Below are 23,056 nucleotides of genomic sequence, written 5' to 3'. Positions count from 1 at the left end.
TCACCTACTTGCGGTAGTCGCAAACCCCGCACACGCGTGCTCAGAGGCGGATCACGCGAGTCCGGCGAAACGACCATCCCGGCACAAGACAGCGGCCCCGGTCCGTGGAGGACCGGGGCCGCTGTCTGTCAGCTACTGGCTGAGTGCCTGGATCAGGCAGCGCCGCCCGAGAGCTTCTCGCGGAGAGCCGCGAGCTGCTCGTCGCTGGCGAGCGTGCCACCGCTCTTGGCCTCGGCCGGAGCGGAGGTGTAGCTCTGCTCGCCCGAGTCGCTGCTGCTGCTGCTGCTGGTGACACCGGTCGCGGCGTCGGCAGCTGCCTCGGCGTCGGCCTCGGCGGCCTTGACGACCTGCTTCATGTGAGCCTCGTAGCGGGTGTGAGCCTCGGCGTACTGACGCTCCCACTCCTCACGCTGCTTGTCGAAGCCTTCCTGCCACTCCTGGGTGTCCGGGTCGAAACCTTCGGGGTAGATGTAGTTGCCCTCGGTGTCGTACTCGGCGGCCATGCCGTACTGAGTGGGGTCGAACTCGGTCTCCGGCGTGACGCCCTCGTTCGCCTGCTTCAGCGACAGCGAGATGCGACGACGCTCGAGGTCGATGTCGATGACCTTGACCATCACGTCGCCGTTGACCTGGACGACCTGCTCCGGGATCTCCACGTGGCGCTCGGCCAGCTCGGAGATGTGCACCAGGCCCTCGATGCCCTCTTCGACGCGCACGAACGCACCGAACGGAACGAGCTTGGTGACCTTGCCCGGCACGATCTGGCCGATCGCGTGGGTGCGGGCGAACTGACGCCACGGGTCTTCCTGGGTCGCCTTCAGCGACAGCGAGACGCGCTCGCGGTCCATGTCGACGTCCAGAACCTCGACCGTGACCTCCTGGCCGACCTCGACGACCTCGGACGGGTGGTCGATGTGCTTCCAGGACAGCTCGGAGACGTGCACCAGGCCGTCGACGCCACCCAGGTCCACGAAGGCACCGAAGTTGACGATGGACGACACGACGCCCTTGCGGACCTGGCCCTTGGCGAGCGCGTTGAGGAACTCGCTGCGCACCTCGGACTGGGTCTGCTCGAGGTAGGCACGGCGGGACAGGACCACGTTGTTGCGGTTCTTGTCCAGCTCGATGATCTTCGCCTCGAGCTCGCGGCCGACGTACGGCTGCAGGTCGCGCACACGGCGCATCTCGACCAGCGACGCGGGCAGGAAGCCGCGCAGGCCGATGTCCAGGATGAGGCCGCCCTTGACGACCTCGATGACGGTGCCCTTGACGGGCTCGTCCTTCTCCTTGAGCTCCTCGATCGTGCCCCAGGCGCGCTCGTACTGCGCACGCTTCTTGGACAGGATCAGACGGCCTTCCTTGTCCTCCTTCTGGAGAACCAGGGCTTCGACCTCATCGCCGACGGTGACAACCTCAGCCGGGTCGACATCGTGCTTGATGGATAGCTCGCGCGAGGGGATGACACCCTCGGTCTTGTAGCCGATGTCGAGCAGGACCTCATCACGATCAACCTTGACGATGGTTCCTTCGACGATGTCGCCATCGTTGAAGTACTTGATCGTCTTGTCGATCGCTGCGAGGAAATCTTCCTCCGACCCGATGTCGTTGATAGCGACCTGCGGGGCCCCAGTGGGGGCGGTCGGGGCGGTGGCGGTGTCGGTCGTCATTAGGCGGGTTGCTCCGGTGGATGGGAAGTAGTGGGTTTGCGGTTAGGGCACCATGGGCTCTTCCGGCATGCGGCGACCACATAAGCAAACGTCCACAGGGAACGACCGCGAGCATCACCGCATCCGGTGCGCGACCCCCTGACCCGGACGCTGAGCGAACCGGGGGAAAGAGCAGCGCGAACCCACTGCGCTAACAGATATCCTACGCGGCCCCCTGTACACGGCACAATCAGGGTCGCCCCCACGATCACGGCGGGCGGATAAACTGTCCCGCGAAGCCCTGACCTGGGGAAAGGATATCGGTTTGAGCCAGCAGTCCCCCACCGAGCAGCAAACGGCGGCCGAAAGGCACGCGCAGGCCGAGGAGCGGCTCGGCACCGCGGGGGTCGCCTACCGGGTGGTCTCGGCGCCCGAGGCGACGGCCGCGAACCTGGCGTGGTGGGACGCCGACGCCGACGACTACCAAGCGACCCACGGCGGCTTCCTCGGCGACGCCGACTTCGTCTGGTGCCCGGAGGGCGTCCGCGAGGCCGACGTCGCACTTCTGGGCGAGGTCGGCGGCAAGCGGATCCTGGAGGTCGGCTGCGGGCAGGCGGCGTGCTCGCGCTGGCTCGCCGAGCAAGGCGCCGACGCGGTGGCGACCGATCTGTCCGCGGGAATGCTGCGGCACGCGAGGGAGGGCAACGAGCGGACCGGTGCCGCCGTCCCGCTCGTGCAGGCGACGGCGGAGTCGCTCCCGTTCGCCGACGCGAGCTTCGACGCGGCGTGCTCGGCCTTCGGCGCGGTCCCGTTCGTGGCTTCGGTGGACGTCGTGTTCGCCGAAGTGCACCGGGTACTCCGGCCGGGTTCCCGCTGGGTGTTCTCGGTGACCCACCCGATGCGGTGGATCTTCCCCGACGACCCCGGGCCGCAGGGCCTCACCGTCACCCAGCCGTATTTCGACCGCACGCCCTACGTCGAGGTCGACGAAGAGGGCGTCGCGACCTACGTCGAGTACCACCGCACCATCGGCGACTACGTCCGCGCGCTCGCCGACGCCGGTTTCACACTGACGGACGTCATCGAGCCCGCCTGGCCGGAAGGCCACTCCCGCACCTGGGGGCAATGGAGCCCGTTGCGCGGCAAGCTCTTCCCCGGCACCGCGATCTTCTGCACCCAGCGGGGATGACCTCGACGGCGGGGCAGCAGCGCGCACGGTTCGCCGCGCTCGACCCGCTGCTCCCGCCGCCACCACCGCTCCCGCCCGGCGAGCCCGTCGAGGCGGGCGGCGCCGCCGGGACGATCGCGCACGTGCGGTTCGCGTCGGGTTCGTGGCAGCGACTCTGGAGCCCGGCGCACCTCCAGATCCTCTCCGCGATCCTCCCCCTCGACGCCGGAGCGGGGATGAGCGCGCTGCTCTCCGCCTGGCGCGAGCGGATCGCGCTCGCCGACCCCGAACCCGATTCGTCGTGCACGGTCGCCTGGCCCAGCCGCGACGTCGTGGTCGCGCGTGCCCTGCTCGACCACGGGCTCGCACCACAACTGGCGCTGGCCGTCCGCGCGCCGGCCAAGGGTGCGGCGCACACCGTGCCGGGCGTGACCGTCCGGGAATCGACACCCGGCGATCTGGAGGAGATCACCGACCTCCGGTTCGAAGAACTCCGCTACACCTCGTTCGTCGGCCACGGCGTCGTCCGGCCCGGGGCCAAGGCACTGCTCGCCGAAGAGGTCCGCCGCGGGCTGCAATTCGGCGGCCGCGTCTGGATCGCCGAAGAAGAAGGCGTCACGGTGGGGATGGTGACCGGCGGAAAACGCTCGCCGATCTCCGGTGACGCGCTCGCCGGACGGCTGCCGCCCGGCGAGTGGGGCTACCTCGGCACGCTCGCGGTCACCGCCGCCGCGCGGGGCCGCGGTATCGGGCGCGCGCTGACCGCCGTCGCGCACGACGAACTGTTCTCGCCGTCGCTGCGCGGTACCTTCGTCTCGTACAATCCGACCAATCCGCTTTCCCCGGTGTTCTGGCACCGGCAGGGTTACCGTCCTCTGTGGACGACTTGGGCGGTGAGCCCGGCCACGGCCCTGCGGTAGCGGTGATCGGCGCGGTCGACCCTGGGGACGGGATGGATATCGAGAAGACGTTGTTCGACGCGCACCGGACGCGGTTCGCGGCGATCGACCGGCTCCTGCCCGAAGCCGCCCCGCCGCCGGTGGCAGGCGAACGCGTGGACGCCGCCACCTCCTCGGGGGTCCAGGTCACCGGCGTGGTGCAGCGCCAGTTGCACGGCCCGGACGACGTCCCGCTGCTGTGGTCCGCCGCCGACGTCCGCCAGTTGTTCCCGTTCATCGGGAACACCGGCACCGAGGGCATGGACCTGCTGCTGCGCGCGTGGCAGACGTGGATGGACGCCGAATCCCCCGGTGAGGATTCGTCCTGCGTGGTCAACTGGCCGAGCCGGGACGCCGAGGCGATCCGCGCCTTCCTCGACCACGGCCTGGTGCCGATGTCGGCGCTCGCCGTGCGCACCGGCAGTCATCGCGAGGAACCCACCGACGACGGCGTGGCCGTCCGCCGGGCACGGCCCGAGGACTTCGAGGACGTCCTCGCGATGGCCGTGTCGACACACGACTACATCGGCCAGGTCGCCACCCGGTACCGCTCCAACGCCGGCGCCCTGCTCGCCCCCGGGCTGGAACGCGCCCTCGACAAGGACGCCCCGCTGCTGTGGCTGGCGGAGCGGCATGGCGAGATCGCCGCGTTCGCGCACGCCGCCTGGATCGCGTCGACGCCGGGGTCGGCCGAGGCCGAACTCCTCCCCCACGGCCGCTGGGGCTACGTCAACAACGTCGTCACCGTCCCCGGCCTGCGTGGAAGCGGCCTCGGGCGCACACTGATGTCCGTGGTGCACAAGGAGTTCGACGCCGACGGCGCGGACGGCACGTATCTCTACTACAACCCGACCAACCCGCTCTCTTCGGTGTTCTGGCACCGGCAGGGTTATCGTCCACTGTGGACGTCCTGGGAGGTCCATCCGGCCTCGGCCCTGCGTTAGAGAGTCCGGTTTGTGGCGGTTTCGTCACCCTTGCGTGTGACGTGGGCCCCGCACGGTTGTGCACCTCCCAGGTCAGGGCTAACTTTTGAACTGACCAGTCAGTTCAAAAGTTCCGCGAGTCACCGACCTGGGAGTTCTTCGTGCGGGTTCAAGCCGACAGGGTGTCCGTGACCGGACCCCACGGCACGTTGCTGTCGCCAACCTCGCTCACCGTTTCGGGCGGTGAGCTGGCGATCGTGCACGGCGAGCCGGGAGTCGGCGTCACGGCCTTCGGGCTGGCGCTGGCAGGCAGACTGAAGCCCGCCACCGGGACGGTGACCGTCGAGGGTGGCGACCCGCAGAAGGTCGTGGCGATCGTCGACTCCCCCGGCGTGAGCGAGCCTGACGGCGCGTTGTCGCTGCAGGTCGTCGTCGGGGAGGAACTCGAACTGGCGAAGCGCCCGGCGAACAAGGCCGCCGTCGCGAGCTGGCTGGCCGAGCACGACGCCGCCGCCTACGCCACCACCCGCTTCGAGAACATCGTGGCGGCGACCCGCACCCGGCTGCTCACCGAGCTCGCCGCGGCCCGCAAGGACGTCGGCGTCCTCGTCCTCGACACCCCGGACAGGCACACCAGCGACGTCGACAGCTGGGCACGGCTCGCCCGCGAGCACGCCGAGCGTGGCCTCGCCGTCATCGTGCTGACAGCCACCACCCCGGTTTCGGCCCTGCCGGAGCAGCCCGCCCTGTGCGGCGTTCTCGAGCAGCCCGATCCCGTGCGCTGCGCGCCCGTCGGAACTCCGGCGGAGACGACGCTGGAAGCGACCGTGGCGGACGACACCGAGAAGACTTCAGGAGACCAGGAATGAACCCCGTCCGGATCGCCGGCAACGAACTGCGGCGGCTGAGCAGCGGCACCCTGCCGAAGCTCGCCATGGTCGCGCTCGTCCTGGTGCCGCTGCTGTACGCGTCCTTCTACCTCTACGCGAACTACGACCCGTACTCGCGCCTGGACAAGCTCCCCGCCGCCGTCTTCACGTCGGACGCCGGTTCGAAGGACTCCGCTGGTGTGGAGCGCAACGTCGGCCGCGAAGTGACCGACGAGCTGGTCAAGTCCGGCACGTTCCAGTGGCACGAGGTCTCCCCCGAGGAAGCCGCGAAGGGCGTCCGCGACGACACCTACTCGTTCGCCATCGGCATCCCCCGCGATTTCTCCACGGCGCTGCTGTCGTCGGGGAACTTCCAGCCGCAGCAGGCGACGATCACGCTGACCACCAACGACGCCAACAACTATCTGTCCGGCACCATCGCGAAACAGGTGGCCGAGCAGGTTCGCAAGACGATCGCGGAGAAGGTCGGCAGCGAGGCAGCCGACAAGTTCCTGGTCGGCTTCTCCACGATCTTCGGCAAGATCCAGGAGGCGTCGACGGGCGCTTCGCAGCTCGCCGACGGCGCCGGCAAGCTCAAATCCGGTCAGCAGCAACTGGCTGACGGCGCGTCCCAGCTCGCCTCCGGCAGCTCCCAGCTGGCGACCGGGCTCGGCACCCTGAAATCCAGTACCGCCCAGTTACCGGCCCAGACGCAGAAACTCGCCGACGGCGCCGGTCAGGTCGCCGACGGGAACCAGAAGGTCGCCGACGCGGCCTCGCTCGCGGCGACGGCGTCCGGGGACATCCAGTCCAAGCTCGACAGCTACCGCACCCAGCTCGCGCAGGACCTGCGAAACGCCGAGGTCCCGGAGACGACGGTCCAGGAGATCCTGAGCCGCCTCGACACCCTCCGCTCGCCCGTTGACCAGGCGAACACGAAGATCCAGAGCGCGAACAGCCAGGTCACCCAGCTCGCGTCCGGCGCGCGCCAGGTGTCCGACGGCGCGCACCAGCTCGCCTCGGCGACACCGCAGCTCACCAGCGGGATCGCGCAGGCGGCCGACGCGTCGAACCAGATCCGTGACGGCGCTGCGAAGCTGAACGACGGCGAGAAGTCCGCTGTCACCGGCACGAACCAGCTCGCCGACGGCGCGGTGAAGCTGCGTGACGGGCTCGCCGCCGGGCTCAAGGAGATCCCGAACCCCGACGACCCCACCCGTGCGGCCACCGCCAACACCATCGCCGACCCGGTCGCGGTCAACTCCTCCGGCGTCGCCTCGGCCGGGACCTACGGCGCGGGCCTCGCCCCGTTCTTCATCTCCCTCGCCACCTGGATCGGCGCGTTCGTGCTGTTCCTGTTGCTGCGCCCGCTCTCGACCCGCGCGCTGACCGCCGGTGCGTCGCCGTTCAAGGTCGCGCTCGGCGGCTGGCTCTCCTCGGCCCTGCTGGGGATCGCGCAGGTGATCGTGCTGTTCGGCGCGGTGACCTGGCTGGTCGGCATCGACGTCGCGCATCCGCTCGGCGCGATCGGGTTCGCCGTGCTGGTGTCGCTCACCTTCACCGCCGTGGTACACGCGCTCAACGCCTTCTTCGGCGCCGTCGGGAAGTTCCTCGGATTGGTGCTGCTGGTGCTGCAACTGGTCAGCGCGGGCGGCACGTTCCCGTGGCAGACCATCCCGGACGCGCTCTATCCGCTGCACATCGTGCTGCCGATGGGTTACGCGATCGACGGGTTCCGGCACCTGCTCTACAGTGGCGCGTCGATGGAGATCCTCGGTGACATCGGCGTCCTGGTCGCGTACCTCGTCGGCGCGATCCTGGTTTCGACACTGGCCGCGCGGAAACGGCGCACCTGGACGGTTTCGGCGCTGAAACCCGAGCTGGCGTTGTGACCACCAGGGGTGAGGCGACGAAGCAGAAGCTGTTCGAGGCGACGCTGCGGCTGTCCGCCAGCCGCGGCCTCGTCGGGCTGACGGTGGACGACATCGCGGCCGAGGCGAAGGTCGCGAAGGGCACCGTCTACTACAACTTCGGCAGCAAAGACGGTCTTGTCGACGCACTCCTGCGCTACGGCGTCGGCGTGCTCGCGGACCGGCTGCGCGCGGCCACCGGCGACGGCGACCCGATGAACGTCATCGAGTCGCAAGTGGACGGTGCGCTGGAGTTCATCGCCGAATACCCCGGTTTCTCACAGATCCTGGTGAGCGAGATGTGGCGCACGCCCGGCACGTGGCACGAGACGCTGACCTTGCTGCGAGAGGAGATCATTTCGATCGTGCGCGAACAACTCCACCGGCTGGACGCCGCCGGGCGGCTGCCCGCCGGCGTCCAGATCCCGACGGCCGCGGCCGGGTTGTTCGGCACGATGCTGGTCGTCGCCCTGGACTGGCAGGTGTTCCAGCCGAAACGGACCCGGGCCGACGTCCTGGAATCGGTGATGGTCCTGATCCGAGGCCTCGGCCGCTAGAGGCTCTCCGTGGCCCGGACCCACTTCAGCTTGACCTCGAAGTTCCCCTCCAGCCCCGTTTTCGCGATCACCGCGCCCGCCTGCGCGGTCAGCTTGACGCCGAACTTGAGCTCGACCTCGTCCGGTCCGTTGGCCATCGACCGGAAGGTGTCCAGCGCCGCCGCTGCCGCGTCCTTGACGTTCGCCAGCGCCGCCTCGAAGGACCCCTTGACGTCCTCGACCAGGTCGTCGCGCCGGGAGACCCGGGACGTGCCGGAGACGGGGTCGATCTCGACGACCACCGAACCGCCGCCTTCGAGCGGGAACCGTGCCAGATCGTTCACCGGTGCTCCTTCACTGTCCACATTGGATCTTCAACCACTCGCCGGGCTGGATGCTCTTCTGGACGTCGTCGAGCTGCTTCAACAGGATGTTCAGCCGGTCCCGGTTGGCCAGGTACTCCAGGACGGCGCGGTGGAACGCGCCGGTCATCGTCGCGGGCATCAGGTCGGAGGCGTCGAAACACAGGGCCTGTGCCGAAGTGATCGTGTCCGCGACCTTCCTGCTCACCTGGTCGGTGTAGACGTCGAGACCGAGTTCCCGGTTGGCGGAGAACGCGCTCGCACGCGGGATCGACGGCCAGATCCGCTGCGCCTTTTCCGAGGCGAGGTACTGGATCAGTTTCCGCGCCTGCGGGGTGTCCTGGAACATGCCGGCGAGGTCGGCGGCGACTTCGGAGACGTCGCGACCGGGAAACGTGAGGAAGTCGAAATCGGTGCCAGGCCTCGGTGTCGTACCGTCGGCCCGCTTGAAATTCTGGTAGCGGCTCATGATGAACGACGGCTGGTGTTCGAGCACACAGCCCGGCGGGTCGGTGAACATCGGTTTGCCCGCGTCGCCGAAGTCGGTCAGCAGCGCAGCCGCGGTGCCGCCGCGGATTGCGGCGGGCTCGAGCAAGGAACCCCAGTCCAGCCAGGCCTGTTTGACTTCCGGCGACGTCCACTTCAGACTGCCGGACGCCCATTGCCAGTACTTCTCGGGCCCCGCCGAGTGCAGCAGGATGTCCTCGATCCAGTCCGTTCCCGGCCAGCCAGAGGTGGGTGGGGCGCCCATGCCGACACACCACGGGGTGCCGCCCGCGGCCGTCAGCCCGGCGGAGTACGTGCGGAGACCCTCGAACGTCGTCGGGTGGATCCCGGTCAGCCGGGCCGGGTTGTACCAGATCACGCTTTTGAGCTCGGCCTTCACCGCGACCGCGTACAGCTTCTGGGTGCCGATCTTCTGCAGGGCGACCCATTGCGGGCTGAAGGACCGTGTGACGGCGGCGGAGAGATCGTCGTCGAGCGGCAGCAGGTCGCCCGACTTCTGGTACTTCGCCAGCACCCCGGCGTTGGGCAGGACGGCCACGTCCGGTGGCGTGCCGCGCTGGACGTCCGAGGCGAGCACCTGGTCGACGGCACGGGTGCCCTGATAGAGGTGTTTGATCCCGGTGTCGGCCGTGAAGGCGTCTAGCACCTGCCGGAAGGCGTTCGCCTCGTCTCCGGTCCACGGCCCGAGCAAGACGACCGTCCCGCCGTCAGCCGGCGCCGAGCAGCCTCCCGCGACCAGCGACAGCGCCATCACCAAGGCCAGCAACCGTTTCACGGGCGGTACCGGTATTCCTCGATGCGGGCGTGCAGTCCGAGCAGGATGAGTCCGCCCGCGAGCAGGGTGCCCGCCGGGATCAGGAACTCCCTGCCGCCGGATTCGGCCGCGCCGATGGCGTCGGCCGCCACGGCCTTCGCCCCCGCCGTGGCCACCCGGGTGTTGTCGGTCGCCACCGTGGTCGTCTGTCGTGTCTTCGCCCGGAATTCGTCGGCGGTCACACCGCATCCCTGCTCCTCGTCGCAGTACTCGGCCAGCAGGTCGGCGAGCTTTCGCTGGCCCGCGTCGTCGGCCGCCTGGATCTGCGCACCCCTGGCGGCGGCGACGCCGTCGAGCCGCTCCCCGACCGAGTCCAGCCGGTCGCGGCTGATCAGGGTGAACACCAAGGCCACCCCGATGGCGGCGACCAGCACGGTCGCCGCGAGCAGCGGGACGTTCGCCACGCGGCGGAAGCGTTTCTTCAGATACAGCTGGGTGAGGACCAGCAGCACCAGGAGGGCGAGGACGGGCAGGAGCCACAGCGGGAGCGTCACGAGGCTCACCCCGGTGGACGACAACTGCCGGTTCAGCGCCTCACGTTGCTCGCCCTGCAACGATTCCAGCTCATCCAGGACACCGCCGGGTGCGTGCAGCAGCCGCGAGGCGTGCCAGAGGTCGACCGCGCCGAGTACGGGGGCGTCCGGCTGGCGGAAGTGCACGTCGGCCTGCCCGATGGAGCCCGAGTAGGCCGCGACCTGGCTTTCCACCACCTGCAACGCGTTGCCGCCGTATTCGCCCGCCTGGTTGAACTCCGCGATGCGCGCGAGGCTCTGGCTCGCCAGTGAGAGCTGATTCGAGTATTCCTGCCCCGGACCGGCGAGTTTCGCCTCGCCGGAGGCGAAACTGGCGATCGCGGCGGCGTCGGCGGCCACCAGCGCGGCCCGCGCGGCGGTCACTTCGAGCACCGCCTGCGACGTCCGGTCTCGGACGGTCTCCGCCGTGATCTGGACACTGTGGAACGCCCACAGCGAGAGCACCAGGACCGCGAGGGTGAGCGCCAGCAGGGCGGTGCGGAGCCGGACCAGCCGCACCCGGGTCGCCGTCACGAAACCGCCTCGCCGAACGGTCTTCCACAGCCCACGCAGAAGTTCGCCCCGGCAGGAGACAGCGCGGGACAGACGGTGCAGGCGACCGGCGGCGCGTCGGCGGGTTCGGGCATCGGCCGATCTTCCTGCCGGTGAGCGATTTCCGAAACCCTCGAGGGGATGACGACGTGCAACGCGTGGCTGCGGGTCGCGTCCGGGCGCAGGCGCACGACGCCCTTCTCCGCGTCGACGATCTCCACGACTCCCGCGAGGCGGCTGAGCGTCTCTTCGTCACCCGCGGCGGTGGCCAAGGCGGCCGCCCGGCCCCACTCCCGTTCGGCCCCGTCCCGGTCACCGGCCGCGTAGGCGTCGCCGCCGGCGGTCAGCGCCTCGCCGAGATCGGCCTGCGCGGCGTACTTCGAGACCATCGGGTGAATCAGCGTCGGCGGGATCGGATCATGTGTCCACCGCCCCGCGATGGCCAGCGCGTCCTCCTCCGTCGTGGCTCCGGGAACGGGCACGAGTTCCGTCCACGCCAGCTGACGGTCCTGCCCGTGGCTGGGTTCGAGATCGGGATCGAGGTCCAGGATCAGCTGATAGTCCCGTGTCTCGTCGCTCGCGAACGAACCGAGCGAGAGTTCCACCTCGCGGACGGCGATCTCCTGGCACCGGTCGGTGAGGTCGTACTCGTCCGGGAACACCTGCTTGACCGACCGCAGCCTGCTGAACGGCATGGTGCCGACCCGCAGCCGGACCTCGGGCAGCACCTTCGTCATCGCGTTCTCGACGAGCTGCCGGAAGTCCTCGGCGAGCCTGTCGTCCTCGACGACGGAGTCGACGTTCCCGCGCAGCACCCGGCCGATCTGGGTGAGTTCGGCGGGTTCCCAGCCGTCGCCGATCCCCCTGGCGTCGCAGACGAACCGGCCCTCGCAGCTGGTCAGCACGCGCATCAGGTCGGCCCTGGTCTGCGAATCGTTACGGCCGTCGGTGAGAAGGATCGCGTGGCGGACGGCGTCGGGGACACCTTCGAAGAGATCACGCGCCTTCGCGAGCCAGGCTCCCATCGCGGTTCCGCCGACCGCCGCGAGGTGCTCGACCACGGCGCGCGCCTCCGCCCGGGTCTGTTCGGAAGCGGTCACCAGGCCGTCCGTGGCCGGGTAGAGCATCGTGGCCCGGTCGGTCCCCTGGATGACGGCGAAGCGAACGCCGTCGGGCAGGACGTCGATGGCGGCCGCGGCGGCCCGCCGGGCCTCGCCGATCTTGGTGCTGGGGAAGCGCATCGAACTGGAGCAGTCGATCATCAGGACCTCGGCGGCCGCCCTGGAGACGCTCGCTTCGCCGCCGCGTGAGACGACACGGACGATCGCGGTCATCGCCCGGTCCCCCTCGGCCAGGAACTTGTTCTGGTGCACTTCGAGGCCCAGACTCGGCTCCCCGCTCATCATTCCCCTTTCACACCAAGGTCACCGGTCTCACCGAGTTGGCGAGATCGATCAGGACGTCGTGCGGCTCGGGCGCCGGCGCGTGATGGGCGAGCCGCCGGTACGACTTGTCCAGCACCGTGCGGGCACCCGTCACGGTGGATCGCAGGATCTCGCCGTCGGTGATCCCGTCCTGCCCGGTGAGCACCGCCGCCAGCGCGGTCTCGCGGACGGCCGTCACCAGCCTGTCGAGGGCGTCGCCGTCGAGGTCCAAAGCGGACAGCCGGACGACGGCGTCATCGAGTTCGGCCGACGCCGGAAGGTCGCCGGTCCCCGGCATCGGCGCGGACAGCACCCGCACCCCGGCGATCCGCGCGGCCTCGTCGTAGCGTGAGAATTCCGGGACCTGGTCGAGGATCTCGACGGCGGCGGCACGGTTGCCCCGCAGCAGCCGGACCCGCGCGAGCCCGAACGCCGCGCTGACCTGGGACCGGTCCCTCACCCACAAGGCGTCGTAGTACCGCTCGGCGGCGGCCGCGCCGTTGAGGTGCTCCTCGCAGAGACCCAACGCGAGTTTCGGCGGCTCCTCACCGGGGATGTCGCGGTACACGGCGGCGAATTTCTCCTTGGCCGCGGCGAAGTCGCCCGCGCCGAGCGCGAGCAGACCCCGGTGCCACGCCACTCGCCAGTCGTGGACGGCGCGCTCGCCGAGCAGGCGTTCGGCCTCCGCCACCGCCAACGCGCCTTCGATGGTCGCCCCGAGTTCCAGCCGCGCCCGGCACCGGCGGAACTCGACCTCGACCGAACCGGGCACCTTGTCGAGTTTCTTCAGCAGCCGCGCCGCGTCGGGGGCGCGGACGGCGCGGAGGAAGTTCGCCTGGGGGTCTTCCGGATCCTCACGCGGCAGCGGCAGGCCGACGGCGATCTCCGCGGCGGTCGGCCGTTCGCCGAGCGAGACGGGTGTCCCCCGCGTCCAGTGCTCCAGCGGCGGCGCCTGACCGAGTCCCGCGTCGAGCAGTACCGCCCCTTCCGTGAACAGCGTCGACCCGGCGGGCCGGGATTGCCTGTCCCGCAAGGAAAGGATCTCACCGAGCACGCCGTCGAGCTGGACGAGCATCTCGCGCGCGGTCGCGAACCGCTGTTCGAACGGAGCGGTCGCGCGGTCGAGGACGCCGATGAACGATTCGATGCCGAACCGGACGCCGCGCGCGTCGGGGGTGACCGACCAGCCGTCGCTGGCCTGGAACAGTTCTCGCAGCGTCACGCCGACGGTGTGGATGTCGGACCGGACGGTGAGCCCGTGTTTCGCCCGTTCTCGTGGGGTCACCTGGTAGTGCTCGGTTCCGACGGCGGGGCTTTCGTCGTCGGAGATCTTCCGGATGGCACCGAAATCGATGAGCTTGATCCGCTTCTCGCCGTGGATCACGTTGTCCGGCTTCATGTCGCAGTACAGCAGGCCCTCGCCGTGCAGGTAGTCGAGCGCGGTCAGGATCTCCCGGCCGTACGCCACGACGTGCTCGACCAGCAGCCGTCCCTCACTGGAATCCAGCCCGGCCCGGCCGCGGTTCTTGACCTCCCGCAAGGAAAGGCCGTCGACGAACTCCATGACGATGTAGCGGAAGCCATCGTGGTCGACCACGTTGAGGATCCGGACGATGTTCGGATGTTCCAGCGCGGTGAGTACCTGGCTCTCGGTCTCCGCGATCCGCACGGCGGCGGTGTTGTTCGTGTTGATCAGGCCCTTGAGCGCGACGTGCATCCCGCCGAGCCCGGAATCCGTTGCCAGGTAGACGAAACCGAGTCCGCCGCGGGCGACGCAGCCGAGGACGTGATAGCGGCCGTCGACCACGTCACCCGCCGCGAGCTTGGGCGAGAAGGAGAACGGCGTCCGGCAGACCGGGCAGAATCCTTCAGCGGGCGCGGTCCCGCCGCCGATCGAGCGGCCGACCGGGGTGCCGGTGCAGCCGTGCTTGCCGCAGAACCGCTCCTCCTCCGGGACATGCGGCTCGGTCAGCAGGCGGCCGGCGACGTCGGGGAGTTCGACGATCGGCAGCGGGACACGGTCGTCCGCGGTCGCGTGGCCCGCCATCTGCTGGGAGCGGGTGACCACCGTGCTGGTGATCCTGGTCGGCGCCTCACCGGGGCCGGGGATCACCAGGGTCGGCTTTTCCCGCCGCACGGGCTCTTCCGGCGTTCCGGGCGGCAGCCCGCAGACCTTGCAGAAGCCGGTCTTGCCGAGCATCCCCGGGCAGCTGCCCCGTCCGCAAGCCGTCATCCGTCGATCCGTTTCCGTACGATGTCCGCGTACCTCTCGACGGCGGCCGCCGCGGCCACGAGGTCGCACGGTCCTTCGAAGAGCATCCGCCAGGCGGGTGCGTAGGCGGCATCGAGTTCGACGTCCTCGACGAGCCCGCTGTTACGCGCCATTTCCCCGTACGCGTCGAGCCGGGCACGGAGTTCCGCGCGCCGGGCGACGTTCTCGTCGAGGAGACGGCGGAGGTCGCGGGCACGTTCCGCGGCCCTGGCCACGGTCCGTTCGCAGGCGGGCAGGTGTCTTTTCACCCATTCGGGTTCGCCGTCCTGCTCCGCCGACCGCAGTTGCGTCAACGCCCCCTTGAGCCGCCGCACCCTGGCCTGGGCTTCCGGGGCGTCGGTGAAGCGAGGCGCGTCGCTCAGGTTGTCCTTCTCCAGCCGGGCGAGTTCGGCCAGCCGGGTCTCCAGCAGCGCGAGACGGCCCTCGATGTCGTCCTCGTCGGCGGGTAGCAGGTCGGTGCTCGACCGGACCACGCTCACCCCCGGCGAGGTCTCCTCGCGGAAGGCCAACGCGAGCCGCAGCCCGAGTTCGTGCGCACGCTGGGCCAGCGGCACCAGCACCTCGCCGACGAGCTTGTCGGGCTCAGCCGACTCGTCGACCCCGTAGACGACGACGGTCCGGCCGCTTCCGTGCCATCCGGCGGGTGAGTCCGCGGCGACGTCGAGCCGTTCGGAGATGCGGCGGCGGACCTCGTCCGCGGTCTTGCCGACCGCGTCGACGGCGAGGACGACACTGCCCATCGGCGGCACTGTTGGCCCGGACGCGCTCCGCCCCGCCCCGCGTTCGCGGTCGGCGAGGACGACCGCGCGGCGCAACGAGCCCGCGACGGCGGAATCGTCCGCGCCCATGATGATCACCCAGACGTCCGACCGGCCGTGCCCGCCGAGCCAGCGGGCGAATTCGCGGGCGAACAGCACGTCGATCGCCGGCGGTTCCGGGTACTGCACGAAGCTGGGGTCGATCGCCGGGCTGCCCTCGGCCCAACGGCGCAGTTCCGGCAGGTAACCGAGCATGGTCTCGACCGGGATCATCCAGGAGACGCGGGCGGCCTCGGTCGCGTACCGGGTCGCGACCATGCCGACGACGTGCCCGGTCTTGTCGGCGATCACCGCGGACCCGCTGAACCCGTGGGTGATCGGCTCGGCGTCGGGAGTCCGGTGCAACTGGACGCGCTCGAGACCGTGCCCGCCGTCGCCGACGACGGTCGCCAACGACCACATGCCGTCAGAACCCTGCGGGAATCCGTACGCGCGTACGCGTTGATTGTCTTCGAGAGCCGTCCGATGGAGCGGGGCGCCGATGATCTGTTCCTCGGGGTCACGCAACCGGAGCAGCGCGACGTCCCCGCCGTCGTCGCCGATGGGCGCCGCCTGCGTGACGATCGTGGCGATTCCGGGCTCCACACCGGGAAGCGCCACGAAATCCACCGTGATGTCGTCGTGGCCTTCGATCACGTGAGCGCAGGTGAGGAGGTGTTCGCCGTCGAGCATGGTCCCGGCGCCCAGGATCCGCCCACGGTGATCGCGCAGCCGCACCCGCCAGCGTCTGCGCTCGGAAGTCACCCGGAAGACCCTACCCCCGATGTCACTATCGGTGGCCGGAAATCACCGAGGTGAACAAGTCACGAAGTGACCGCTTTCGGAAACGGGAATGCTTTGTTCGGAAACGGCGGAAATATGGTCGCGAGTGGCGATCGGGGGCCGAGCATGTCGCGAAAGCCACTTTCGGGACGTCTGATGTCCCGAAAGTGGCTTTCGCGACACCACGAGGGATTGAGTGAGACAGTGCTACCCGTCGGCCGTGTCAGTGCGCGGCGTCGTTCCAGGACCGCCCGTATCCGACGGAGACCTCCAGCGGCACCGCAAGCTCGTAGGCCGAGCCCATTCCCTGGCGCACCAAGGCTTCCAGCTGCTCGCGCTCGCCGTCGGCGACCTCGAGGACGAGTTCGTCGTGAACCTGCAGCAGCACACGGCTCTTCAACTTCGCCTCGGTCAGCGCGCGGTGCACATTGAGCATGGCGACCTTGATGATGTCGGCCGCGCTGCCCTGAATGGGAGCGTTGAGCGCCATCCGCTCGGCCATTTCACGACGCTGGCGATTGTCGCTGTTGAGGTCCGGCAGATAGCGGCGGCGGCCGAAGATCGTTTCGGTGTAACCGACCTTCGCCGCGTCACCCACGACCGAATGGAGATAATCGCGTACGCCGCCGAAACGGGAGAAGTACGCCTCCATCTGTTCCTTGGCGTCTTCGGTCGAGATCCGCAGCTGCTGCGAAAGCCCGTACGCCGAAAGCCCGTACGCCAGGCCGTACGACATCGCCTTGACGCGGAACCGCAGTTCCGGCGTGATCTCCTCCGGCGGCAGTGAGAACGCGCGCGACGCCACGAACGTGTGCAGGTCCTCGCCGCTGTTGAAGGCCTGGATGAGCCCTTCGTCCTGCGAGAGGTGCGCCATGATCCGCATTTCGATCTGGCTGTAGTCCGCCGTCATCAGCTCGGCGTAGCCGTCCCCGACGATGAACGCGTCGCGGATGCGGCGGCCTTCCTCGGTGCGGATCGGGATGTTCTGGAGGTTCGGGTCGATCGACGAGAGCCGTCCGGTGGCGGCGATCGTCTGCAACAGCGTGGTGTGGATGCGGCCGTCGTCCGCGACCGCCTTGATCAGGCCCTCGACCGTGGTGCGCAGCCGGGTCGCGTCCCGGTGCTCCAGCAGGTGCTGGAGGAACGGGTGCTCGGTCTTCTCGAACAGGCTCTGCAACGCCTCGGCGTCGGTGGTGTAGCCGGTCTTGGTGCGCTTGGTCTTCGGCATGCCGAGCTCGTCGAACAGGATCACCTGAAGTTGCTTCGGCGAACCGAGGTTGACCTGCTTGCCGATGACCGCGTACGCCTCGTCCGCGGCCTGGGTGACCCGGCCGAGGTAGTGCGACTCCAGATCCGTCAGATGCTCGATGTCGACCGCGATACCCGCTGCTTCGAGTCCGGTGATCACCTGCAACAGCGGCAGTTCCAGCTCGACGAGCAGCTGTGCGCCACCGAGTTCCTCCAGCTCCTTGGTCAGCGCGCCCGCCAGTTCGGCGACCGCGCGGGCCTTGACCAGCTCGGCCTGGATCTCCTTCTGCTCCATGTCCTCGGCGCCGCCGCCGTCGAGGAGCGACAGCTGGCCGTCACCGGTGTCGGCCTCCGAACGCAGCTCGCGGTGCAGGTACCGCAGGGCGAGGTCGTCGAGTTCGAAGGTGCGCTGGCCAGGGCGGACCAGGTACGCCGCGAGCGCGGTGTCCATGACGAGCCCGGCGAACGTCCAGCCGCGCGCGCGGACGGCGTGCAGCGCGACCTTGAGTTCGTGGCCGATCTTCTGGATCTTCTCGTCCGCCAGCCAGGCGGTGAGCGCCTTGTCGTCCTCGGCGTCCATCGCGATGACGTCGACGTACGCGCCTTCGCCATCCGACGCCGCGAAGCTGATGGCCTTCAGGTCGGAGCGGACCGAGGCACCGGTGGTGCGGAACGCCAGGCCGACCGGCGCGTCCTGCCCGGTGTGCGTTGACAGCCACGCCGGGAGCGCGCCCGGGGCGAGCTTCGCACCCTTGACCTCGAAGCCTTCTTCGGCCTCCGGCTCGGCGCTCTGCAAGGTCGCGAAGAGACGGTCACGCAGGACGCGGAACTCGAGCTCGTCGAACAGCGCGTGCACGGCCTCGCGGTCCCAGGGACGCAGCTCGAGACCGGTCGGGCCGAGTTCCAGCTCGACGTCGCGGATCAGCTCGGTGAGCTGGCGGTTCAGCATCACCGCGCCGAGGTGCTCGCGCAGCGCGTCGCCGACCTTGCCCTTGACCTCGTCGACCCGGTCGATCAGCTCGTTGAAGGACCCGAACTGCCTGATCCACTTCGCGGCCGTCTTCTCGCCGACGCCCGGGATGCTGGGCAGGTTGTCCGAGGGGTCGCCACGCAACGCGGCGAAGTCCGGGTACTGCGCCGGGGTGAGGCCGTACTTCTCCTCGACCGCCTCCGGGGTGAACCGGGTCATCTCGGATACGCCGCGCTTCGGGTACAGCACGGTGACCTGGTCGGTCACCAGCTGGAGCGCGTCACGGTCACCCGTACAGATGAGGACGTCGAAACCTTCGGCGGTCGCCTGTGTCGTGAGCGTGGCGATGATGTCGTCGGCTTCGTAGTTCTCCTTGGTCAGCGCCGGGATGCCGAGGACCTTCAGCACGTCCTCGACCAGCCCGACCTGGCCCTTGAACTCGTCCGGGGTGGCACTGCGGTTGGCCTTGTAGTCCGCGAACGTTTCCGAGCGGAACGTCTTGCGGGAGAGGTCGAACGCCACCGCGAGGTGGGTCGGCGCTTCGTCACGCAGCAGGTTGATGAGCATCGAGGTGAACCCGAACACCGCGTTCGTCGTCTGCCCGGTCTTCGTCTTGAAGTTCTCCGCGGGCAGCGCGAAGAACGCGCGATACGCCATCGAATGGCCGTCGATCAGCAGCAGTTTGGGCCGCTCGGCCTGTGCGGTGGCAGGTGTGGCGTTGGCAATGGTCGTGTTCTCACTCGGGCTCACGGGAGCGAGTCTAGGGTGAGGGTCTGACAGTCCTACCTGTCGTGTCGTTTAAGGAGCTCTGCGTGACCGAACAAGCCCTCGAATCCTTCGCGGGGATCGACCCGGCCTTCGCGGGCCAGCAGCTCAACGACAAGCTCGGGCTCGAGATCAGCGAATTCAGTCCCGAACGCGTCGTGGGCAGCATCCCGGTAGAGGGCAATCTCCAGCCTTACGGCCTCCTCCACGGCGGAGCGAACGCCGTCGTCGCCGAAGCGCTCGGCTCGATGGTCTGCGCGCTCAACGCCGGCACCGACAAGGCGACGATGGGGCTCGAACTCTCGTGCACCCACCACCGGGCGGTCCGCTCCGGACGGGTGACCGGCGTCGCGACCCCGGTGCACGTCGGACGCGGGACCGTCACCGCGGAGATCGTGCTGACCGACGACCAGGGGCGCCGGTCCTGCACGGCGCGGCTGACCTGCGTGGTGCGGGAACGGCCGCCGGGCGCCTGAGCCTCGGTTCGCCTGTCCGTGAAGGCCTCCTTCCCTACTCTCAAGGTAGGGAAGGAGGCCTTCACGGCGTCTGGACCGCGCCGCGCGTGAACCGAATGGGACTTTCAGGGCAAACTGTGCACTGAAAGTCTCGGCCGGGCAGGAAGGCGGTGAAGCGTGGATCTCGACACGGCTCAGGTGCGGGCGTTCGTCGCGACCGCCGACCACGGCCATTTCGGTCGCGCGGCAGAATCCCTGTTCCTGACGCAACAAGCACTGTCGAAGCGGATCCGGAAGCTCGAGGACGCCCTGTCGGTCCAGCTCTTCCGGCGCACCAACCGCCTCGTCGAATTGACCCCCGACGGTGACCGCTTCCTCCCGCACGCGCGCGAGCTGATCCGCGCCGCGGACGCCGCCGTCGCCGCGATGGGCCTGCAAGACCGCCCGCCCCGGCTCGACATCATCGACCCGCGTCTCTCCCCTATGTACATGCTGCGGCGCATCGCCCAGCGCGACCCCGCCCTCGCCGTCGAACGCGTCGCCGGGCGCGGGCTGGCCAACGCCCTCGACCCGCTGGTCCGCGGCGAGATCGACCTCGCGTTCGGCCGCGTCGCGGATCTCGGCCGCGAAGTGCCCGCCGAACTCGAGCACCGGCTCGTCCGGCTCGAACCACTGGTCGCCCTGCTCGCCCCGGAACACCCGCTGGCGGGCAACGACGTGCTCGCGCTGTCCGATCTCAGGAACGAAGGTATCTGGATCCCGCAATTGGGCGGCCCGGTCGAATGGCTTTCTTATTTGCAACGCCTATGCAAAGAATTCGACGTCCCGATCGACGATTCCGGCGTCAGCTACGACCTCCGGCACACTCTGGAACAGACCCGCTACGGAAAACAACGGGTCACTCTCGCCGGCGCCGACATGGACCTCGCCGCCGATCTCAATCTGCGAGTCCTGCCCTTCGAACCGTCACCGCTGTTCCCGTGGTCGGCGGTGTGGCGGCGCGGCGAAAGCCCGGCCCTGCGGCGCCTGCTGGCGCTCGCGGGCCGGACCAGCCACGAAGAAGGTTGGTGCTCCTACGATCCCGAGCGGTCCTGGCTCCCGGACGACGACCTCAGACAGCTAAATGCCGGGCGAACCAGCGCGTGAGCTCAGCTTCGACCAGCTTCGCGTGTTCCGTCTGAGGCGCGGGTTCGAGCCCCGGCGCCTCGGCGAATTCGTGCGCCATCCCCGGAATCGTCACGAGTTCGGATCGCTCCTCCCCCAGTTCCTTGTGCAGCGCGGCGGCCGGTTCGGTGATGGAGACGTCGTCCTCCCCGCCGATGACGAGCAGTACCGGCGCGGTCAGTTCCGCCGCCCGCCGCACGTAGTCGTACTCGTTCGCGACCGCGCGGGACCGGTCCGACCAGTGGTAGGTGACGTCGTAGACCCGCTCGTTCGCGGCGATCACCGGCGCCAGCTGGGTCACCGGGTTCACCAGCGCGGCCGCGGCCACCGGGATCTCGGTGTGGGTCAGCATCTGGAGCGCGACCCCGCCGCCCTGCGAACCGCCGACCAGTCCGATCGGACCGTCCTCAATGGACAGCCGCGAGCGCAGCTCCGCCACCGCCGCCGGGAACTCCGCCTCGACCTGCTTGATGAGAGGTTCGACGACGTTGAGCACGTTGTCCTCGCTCGCGAGCCGGAAGAAGCCCTCGAAACCGCCTTCGGGGAAGCGTTTCCCGGTCAGCGGTAACCCGAGGTGCACCCGCCACGCGTGCAGTTCCCGCATCGGCAGCGCCGCCGCCATGGCCGCCTCGCTGAACGGCGCGCCCAGCAGATGCCAGGTGAGCACCAGCGGCGCCGGGCGCTCCTTGTCCGACGGCGGCAGTGCCACGAACGGGACTCCCGCCGCCACGCCCTCGATCGCTTCGCTCAGTTCGACACTCATTGTCAGTTCTCCCAGGTCTTCTCGGTGTTTCCCGCTCTGGGAACAGTCAACCGCGAGGTCAGGGTGCTGATCCAACAGCCGTTCCGGCCTCGACGACAACCATCGGTTGTCAAGGCGGAAGAGAAGAGTGGGCACGCTTGACGCCCTTTGGGGCAGCATTGCTACGGCGAACGGACGCCCCCGAAGGTGGCGAAAAAGCGCAAGATACGCGGCCGAAACATGATCCTCACCCACGAGGATGATCGACGTGGTAACGGTGAATCCCCAGCGTGACCAGCGAAGGCCTGTCAATCGGCAACATTCGCCTTTTCGTGCAATTCGTTCTGGTTTCGACCGTCACGATGTGGACACAGAGTGATGGGCGCCTGTGCAGATGATGGCGTAGGGGGATATCTTCCTGCCCTAACCTAGCCCCTGTGTCGGGGGCAACGCCTACCGGCGGCTGGTTGGTCATGGGAGGTAGTCGGTGTCAGGAGTGCGTTTTGGACGGGTATTCGCCGTCGCGGCGGCTGCGTCGCTTGCGCTGGCAGGCTGCGCTGGCGGCAGCAGCTCGTCCGGCAGCGGTGACAGCAGCACGCTGAAGATCGGGTTCATGGGCGACCTCACCGGTGAGGGCTCCGGGATCGTGATCCCGCCCCGCAACGGCGCCAAGCTCGCTATCGACGAGTACAACAAGACGAATCCGGCCACCAAGCTGGAAATGAAGGAGTACGACAGCCAGGGCAAGCCCGAGCAGGCGACGTCGCTGATCGCGACCGCCGTCGGCCAGGACAAGATCACCGCGCTGATCGGCCCGGCCTTCTCCGGTGAGTCGAAGGCCATCGGCGGGCAGCTGGAGCAGAACAAGATCCCGAGCGTCTCGCCCTCGGCGACGGGCCCGGGCCTGGCGGCCAACGGCTGGAAGTACTGGCACCGTGTCGTCGCGAACGACAACGACCAGGGCCCGGCCATCGCGAACTTCCTCATCACGGCGAAGTCGCCGAAGAAGGCCTACGTCATCTCGGACGACCAGGAATACAGTGTCGGCCTGGCGGACGCCTTCGACAAGACCCTCAAGGAAAAGAACGTCCCGACCGAGCGCGACAAGTTCGCCAAGGACGCGTCGGACTACTCCTCGACCGTGCAGAAGGTCAAGGCCGCGAACCCGGACGTCGTCCTCTTCGGTGGCTACTACGCCCAGGGCAGCCGTCTGCTCAAGCAGCTGCGTGACGGCGGTGTGACCGCCACCTTCGCCACCGGCGACGGTTCGCTCGACGCCCAGCTCGTCAGCGGCGCGGGTACCGCCGCCGCCGAGAAGGCCGTCATCGGCTGCCCCTGCAACATCAAGGACGCCGGTACGGGCGACGAGTTCGTCACCAAGTACAAGGCCGCGTACAACGTCGACCCCGCGATCTACTCGACCGAGGGTTACGACGCCGCGACCGCCATCATCAACGCGGTCAAGGCGGGCAACACCACCTCGGAGAAGATCAACGAGTTCCTCAAGACGATCGACTTCAAGGGTGTCTCGAAGCAGATCAAGTTCAAGGAGAACGGCGAACCGTCGACGAACGCGATCTACGTCTACCAGGTCACCGGTGGCGTCATCAAGAACCTCGGCGCCTCGACCGAAGCCAAGCTCAACGGCTGACGGAGCAGGTAGGAACACCTAACGGAAGCGGGGGCGCTGTGTGTGCAC

The 23,056-nt window shown here is 68.8% G+C and carries 18 protein-coding genes; 9 read left to right on the top strand and 9 right to left on the bottom strand.

The window, feature by feature from the left end:
• Window positions 1-152: 152 nt before the first annotated feature.
• Complete coding sequence (gene rpsA, locus ACLARN_RS33835; protein ID WP_409495538.1) at window positions 153-1,667, bottom strand: 30S ribosomal protein S1; 1,515 nt, start codon at window positions 1,665-1,667, stop codon at window positions 153-155.
• Between the two features lie 304 nt (window positions 1,668-1,971).
• Between rpsA and ACLARN_RS33830 the strand changes: the two genes are divergently transcribed.
• From ACLARN_RS33830 to ACLARN_RS33805, 6 genes are all read left to right on the top strand, one after another.
• Window positions 1,972-2,835, top strand: a complete 864-nt coding sequence (locus tag ACLARN_RS33830) for a class I SAM-dependent methyltransferase (RefSeq protein ID WP_409495537.1) — start codon at window positions 1,972-1,974, stop codon at window positions 2,833-2,835.
• Window positions 2,832-3,734, top strand: a complete 903-nt coding sequence (locus ACLARN_RS33825; protein ID WP_409495536.1) for a GNAT family N-acetyltransferase — start codon at window positions 2,832-2,834, stop codon at window positions 3,732-3,734. Before ACLARN_RS33830 ends, ACLARN_RS33825 begins: the two co-directional genes overlap by 4 nt.
• A gap of 32 nt (window positions 3,735-3,766) precedes the next feature.
• Window positions 3,767-4,696 (top strand): GNAT family N-acetyltransferase, encoded by a 930-nt coding sequence (locus ACLARN_RS33820; RefSeq protein ID WP_409495572.1) that lies wholly within the window; start codon window positions 3,767-3,769, stop codon window positions 4,694-4,696.
• Window positions 4,697-4,836: 140 nt separating this feature from the next.
• Window positions 4,837-5,544, top strand: coding sequence for an ABC transporter ATP-binding protein (locus ACLARN_RS33815; protein ID WP_409495535.1), 708 nt, complete (start codon window positions 4,837-4,839; stop codon window positions 5,542-5,544).
• A complete protein-coding gene (locus ACLARN_RS33810) occupies window positions 5,541-7,436 on the top strand; it encodes a YhgE/Pip family protein (protein WP_409495534.1) in 1,896 nt (631 codons plus the stop codon). The genes ACLARN_RS33815 and ACLARN_RS33810 overlap by 4 nt, the downstream gene beginning before the upstream one ends.
• The gene (locus tag ACLARN_RS33805) at window positions 7,433-8,011 is read left to right on the top strand and encodes a TetR/AcrR family transcriptional regulator (RefSeq protein WP_409495533.1); all 579 of its coding nucleotides are present in this window, start codon (window positions 7,433-7,435) and stop codon (window positions 8,009-8,011) included. Before ACLARN_RS33810 ends, ACLARN_RS33805 begins: the two co-directional genes overlap by 4 nt.
• Here the strand turns inward: ACLARN_RS33805 and ACLARN_RS33800 are convergent.
• The 7 genes from ACLARN_RS33800 to polA form a co-directional block, all read right to left on the bottom strand.
• The gene (locus ACLARN_RS33800; RefSeq protein WP_409495532.1) at window positions 8,008-8,334 is read right to left on the bottom strand and encodes a CU044_2847 family protein; all 327 of its coding nucleotides are present in this window, start codon (window positions 8,332-8,334) and stop codon (window positions 8,008-8,010) included. The two genes, ACLARN_RS33805 and ACLARN_RS33800, sit on opposite strands and share 4 nt — an antisense overlap.
• Before the next feature lie 10 nt (window positions 8,335-8,344).
• Window positions 8,345-9,634: an ABC transporter substrate-binding protein gene (locus ACLARN_RS33795; RefSeq protein WP_409495531.1), complete on the bottom strand. Its 1,290-nt coding sequence runs from the start codon at window positions 9,632-9,634 to the stop codon at window positions 8,345-8,347.
• Entirely contained in the window at window positions 9,631-10,719 is a 1,089-nt protein-coding gene (locus ACLARN_RS33790; RefSeq protein WP_409495530.1) for a hypothetical protein, read from the bottom strand. The genes ACLARN_RS33795 and ACLARN_RS33790 overlap by 4 nt, the downstream gene beginning before the upstream one ends.
• Complete coding sequence (locus tag ACLARN_RS33785) at window positions 10,716-12,140, bottom strand: VWA domain-containing protein (RefSeq protein WP_409495529.1); 1,425 nt, start codon at window positions 12,138-12,140, stop codon at window positions 10,716-10,718. The genes ACLARN_RS33790 and ACLARN_RS33785 overlap by 4 nt, the downstream gene beginning before the upstream one ends.
• Window positions 12,141-12,150: 10 nt before the next feature.
• Window positions 12,151-14,394 (bottom strand): tetratricopeptide repeat protein, encoded by a 2,244-nt coding sequence (locus ACLARN_RS33780; protein ID WP_409495528.1) that lies wholly within the window; start codon window positions 14,392-14,394, stop codon window positions 12,151-12,153.
• Complete coding sequence (locus ACLARN_RS33775; RefSeq protein WP_409495527.1) at window positions 14,391-15,995, bottom strand: trypsin-like peptidase domain-containing protein; 1,605 nt, start codon at window positions 15,993-15,995, stop codon at window positions 14,391-14,393. The genes ACLARN_RS33780 and ACLARN_RS33775 overlap by 4 nt, the downstream gene beginning before the upstream one ends.
• Before the next feature lie 241 nt (window positions 15,996-16,236).
• Complete coding sequence (gene polA, locus ACLARN_RS33770) at window positions 16,237-18,981, bottom strand: DNA polymerase I (protein ID WP_409495526.1); 2,745 nt, start codon at window positions 18,979-18,981, stop codon at window positions 16,237-16,239.
• A 62-nt stretch (window positions 18,982-19,043) separates the two neighbouring features.
• Here polA and ACLARN_RS33765 point away from each other — a divergent pair, with 62 nt between their 5' ends.
• Together ACLARN_RS33765 and ACLARN_RS33760 are read left to right on the top strand one after the other, a co-directional pair.
• Window positions 19,044-19,472 carry a hotdog fold thioesterase gene (locus ACLARN_RS33765; protein ID WP_184892383.1) on the top strand — a complete coding sequence of 143 codons (429 nt, stop codon included), beginning with the start codon at window positions 19,044-19,046 and terminating at the stop codon, window positions 19,470-19,472.
• Between the two features lie 156 nt (window positions 19,473-19,628).
• Complete coding sequence (locus ACLARN_RS33760) at window positions 19,629-20,597, top strand: LysR family transcriptional regulator (RefSeq protein ID WP_409495525.1); 969 nt, start codon at window positions 19,629-19,631, stop codon at window positions 20,595-20,597.
• Here ACLARN_RS33760 and ACLARN_RS33755 read toward each other — a convergent pair.
• A complete protein-coding gene (locus ACLARN_RS33755; protein ID WP_409495571.1) occupies window positions 20,563-21,384 on the bottom strand; it encodes an alpha/beta hydrolase family protein in 822 nt (273 codons plus the stop codon). The genes ACLARN_RS33760 and ACLARN_RS33755 overlap by 35 nt on opposite strands.
• Window positions 21,385-21,853: 469 nt before the next feature.
• Here ACLARN_RS33755 and ACLARN_RS33750 point away from each other — a divergent pair, with 469 nt between their 5' ends.
• Window positions 21,854-23,008 carry a branched-chain amino acid ABC transporter substrate-binding protein gene (locus tag ACLARN_RS33750; protein ID WP_409495570.1) on the top strand — a complete coding sequence of 385 codons (1,155 nt, stop codon included), beginning with the start codon at window positions 21,854-21,856 and terminating at the stop codon, window positions 23,006-23,008.
• The last annotated feature ends 48 nt before the right edge of the window (window positions 23,009-23,056 follow it).

Origin of the sequence: Amycolatopsis sp. cmx-11-12 (assembly GCF_046269425.1) — a bacterium.
Lineage (GTDB): Bacteria > Actinomycetota > Actinomycetes > Mycobacteriales > Pseudonocardiaceae > Amycolatopsis.
Note: the sequence above shows the minus strand (reverse complement) of the source record. Positions and strands in the feature narration are given on the sequence as shown.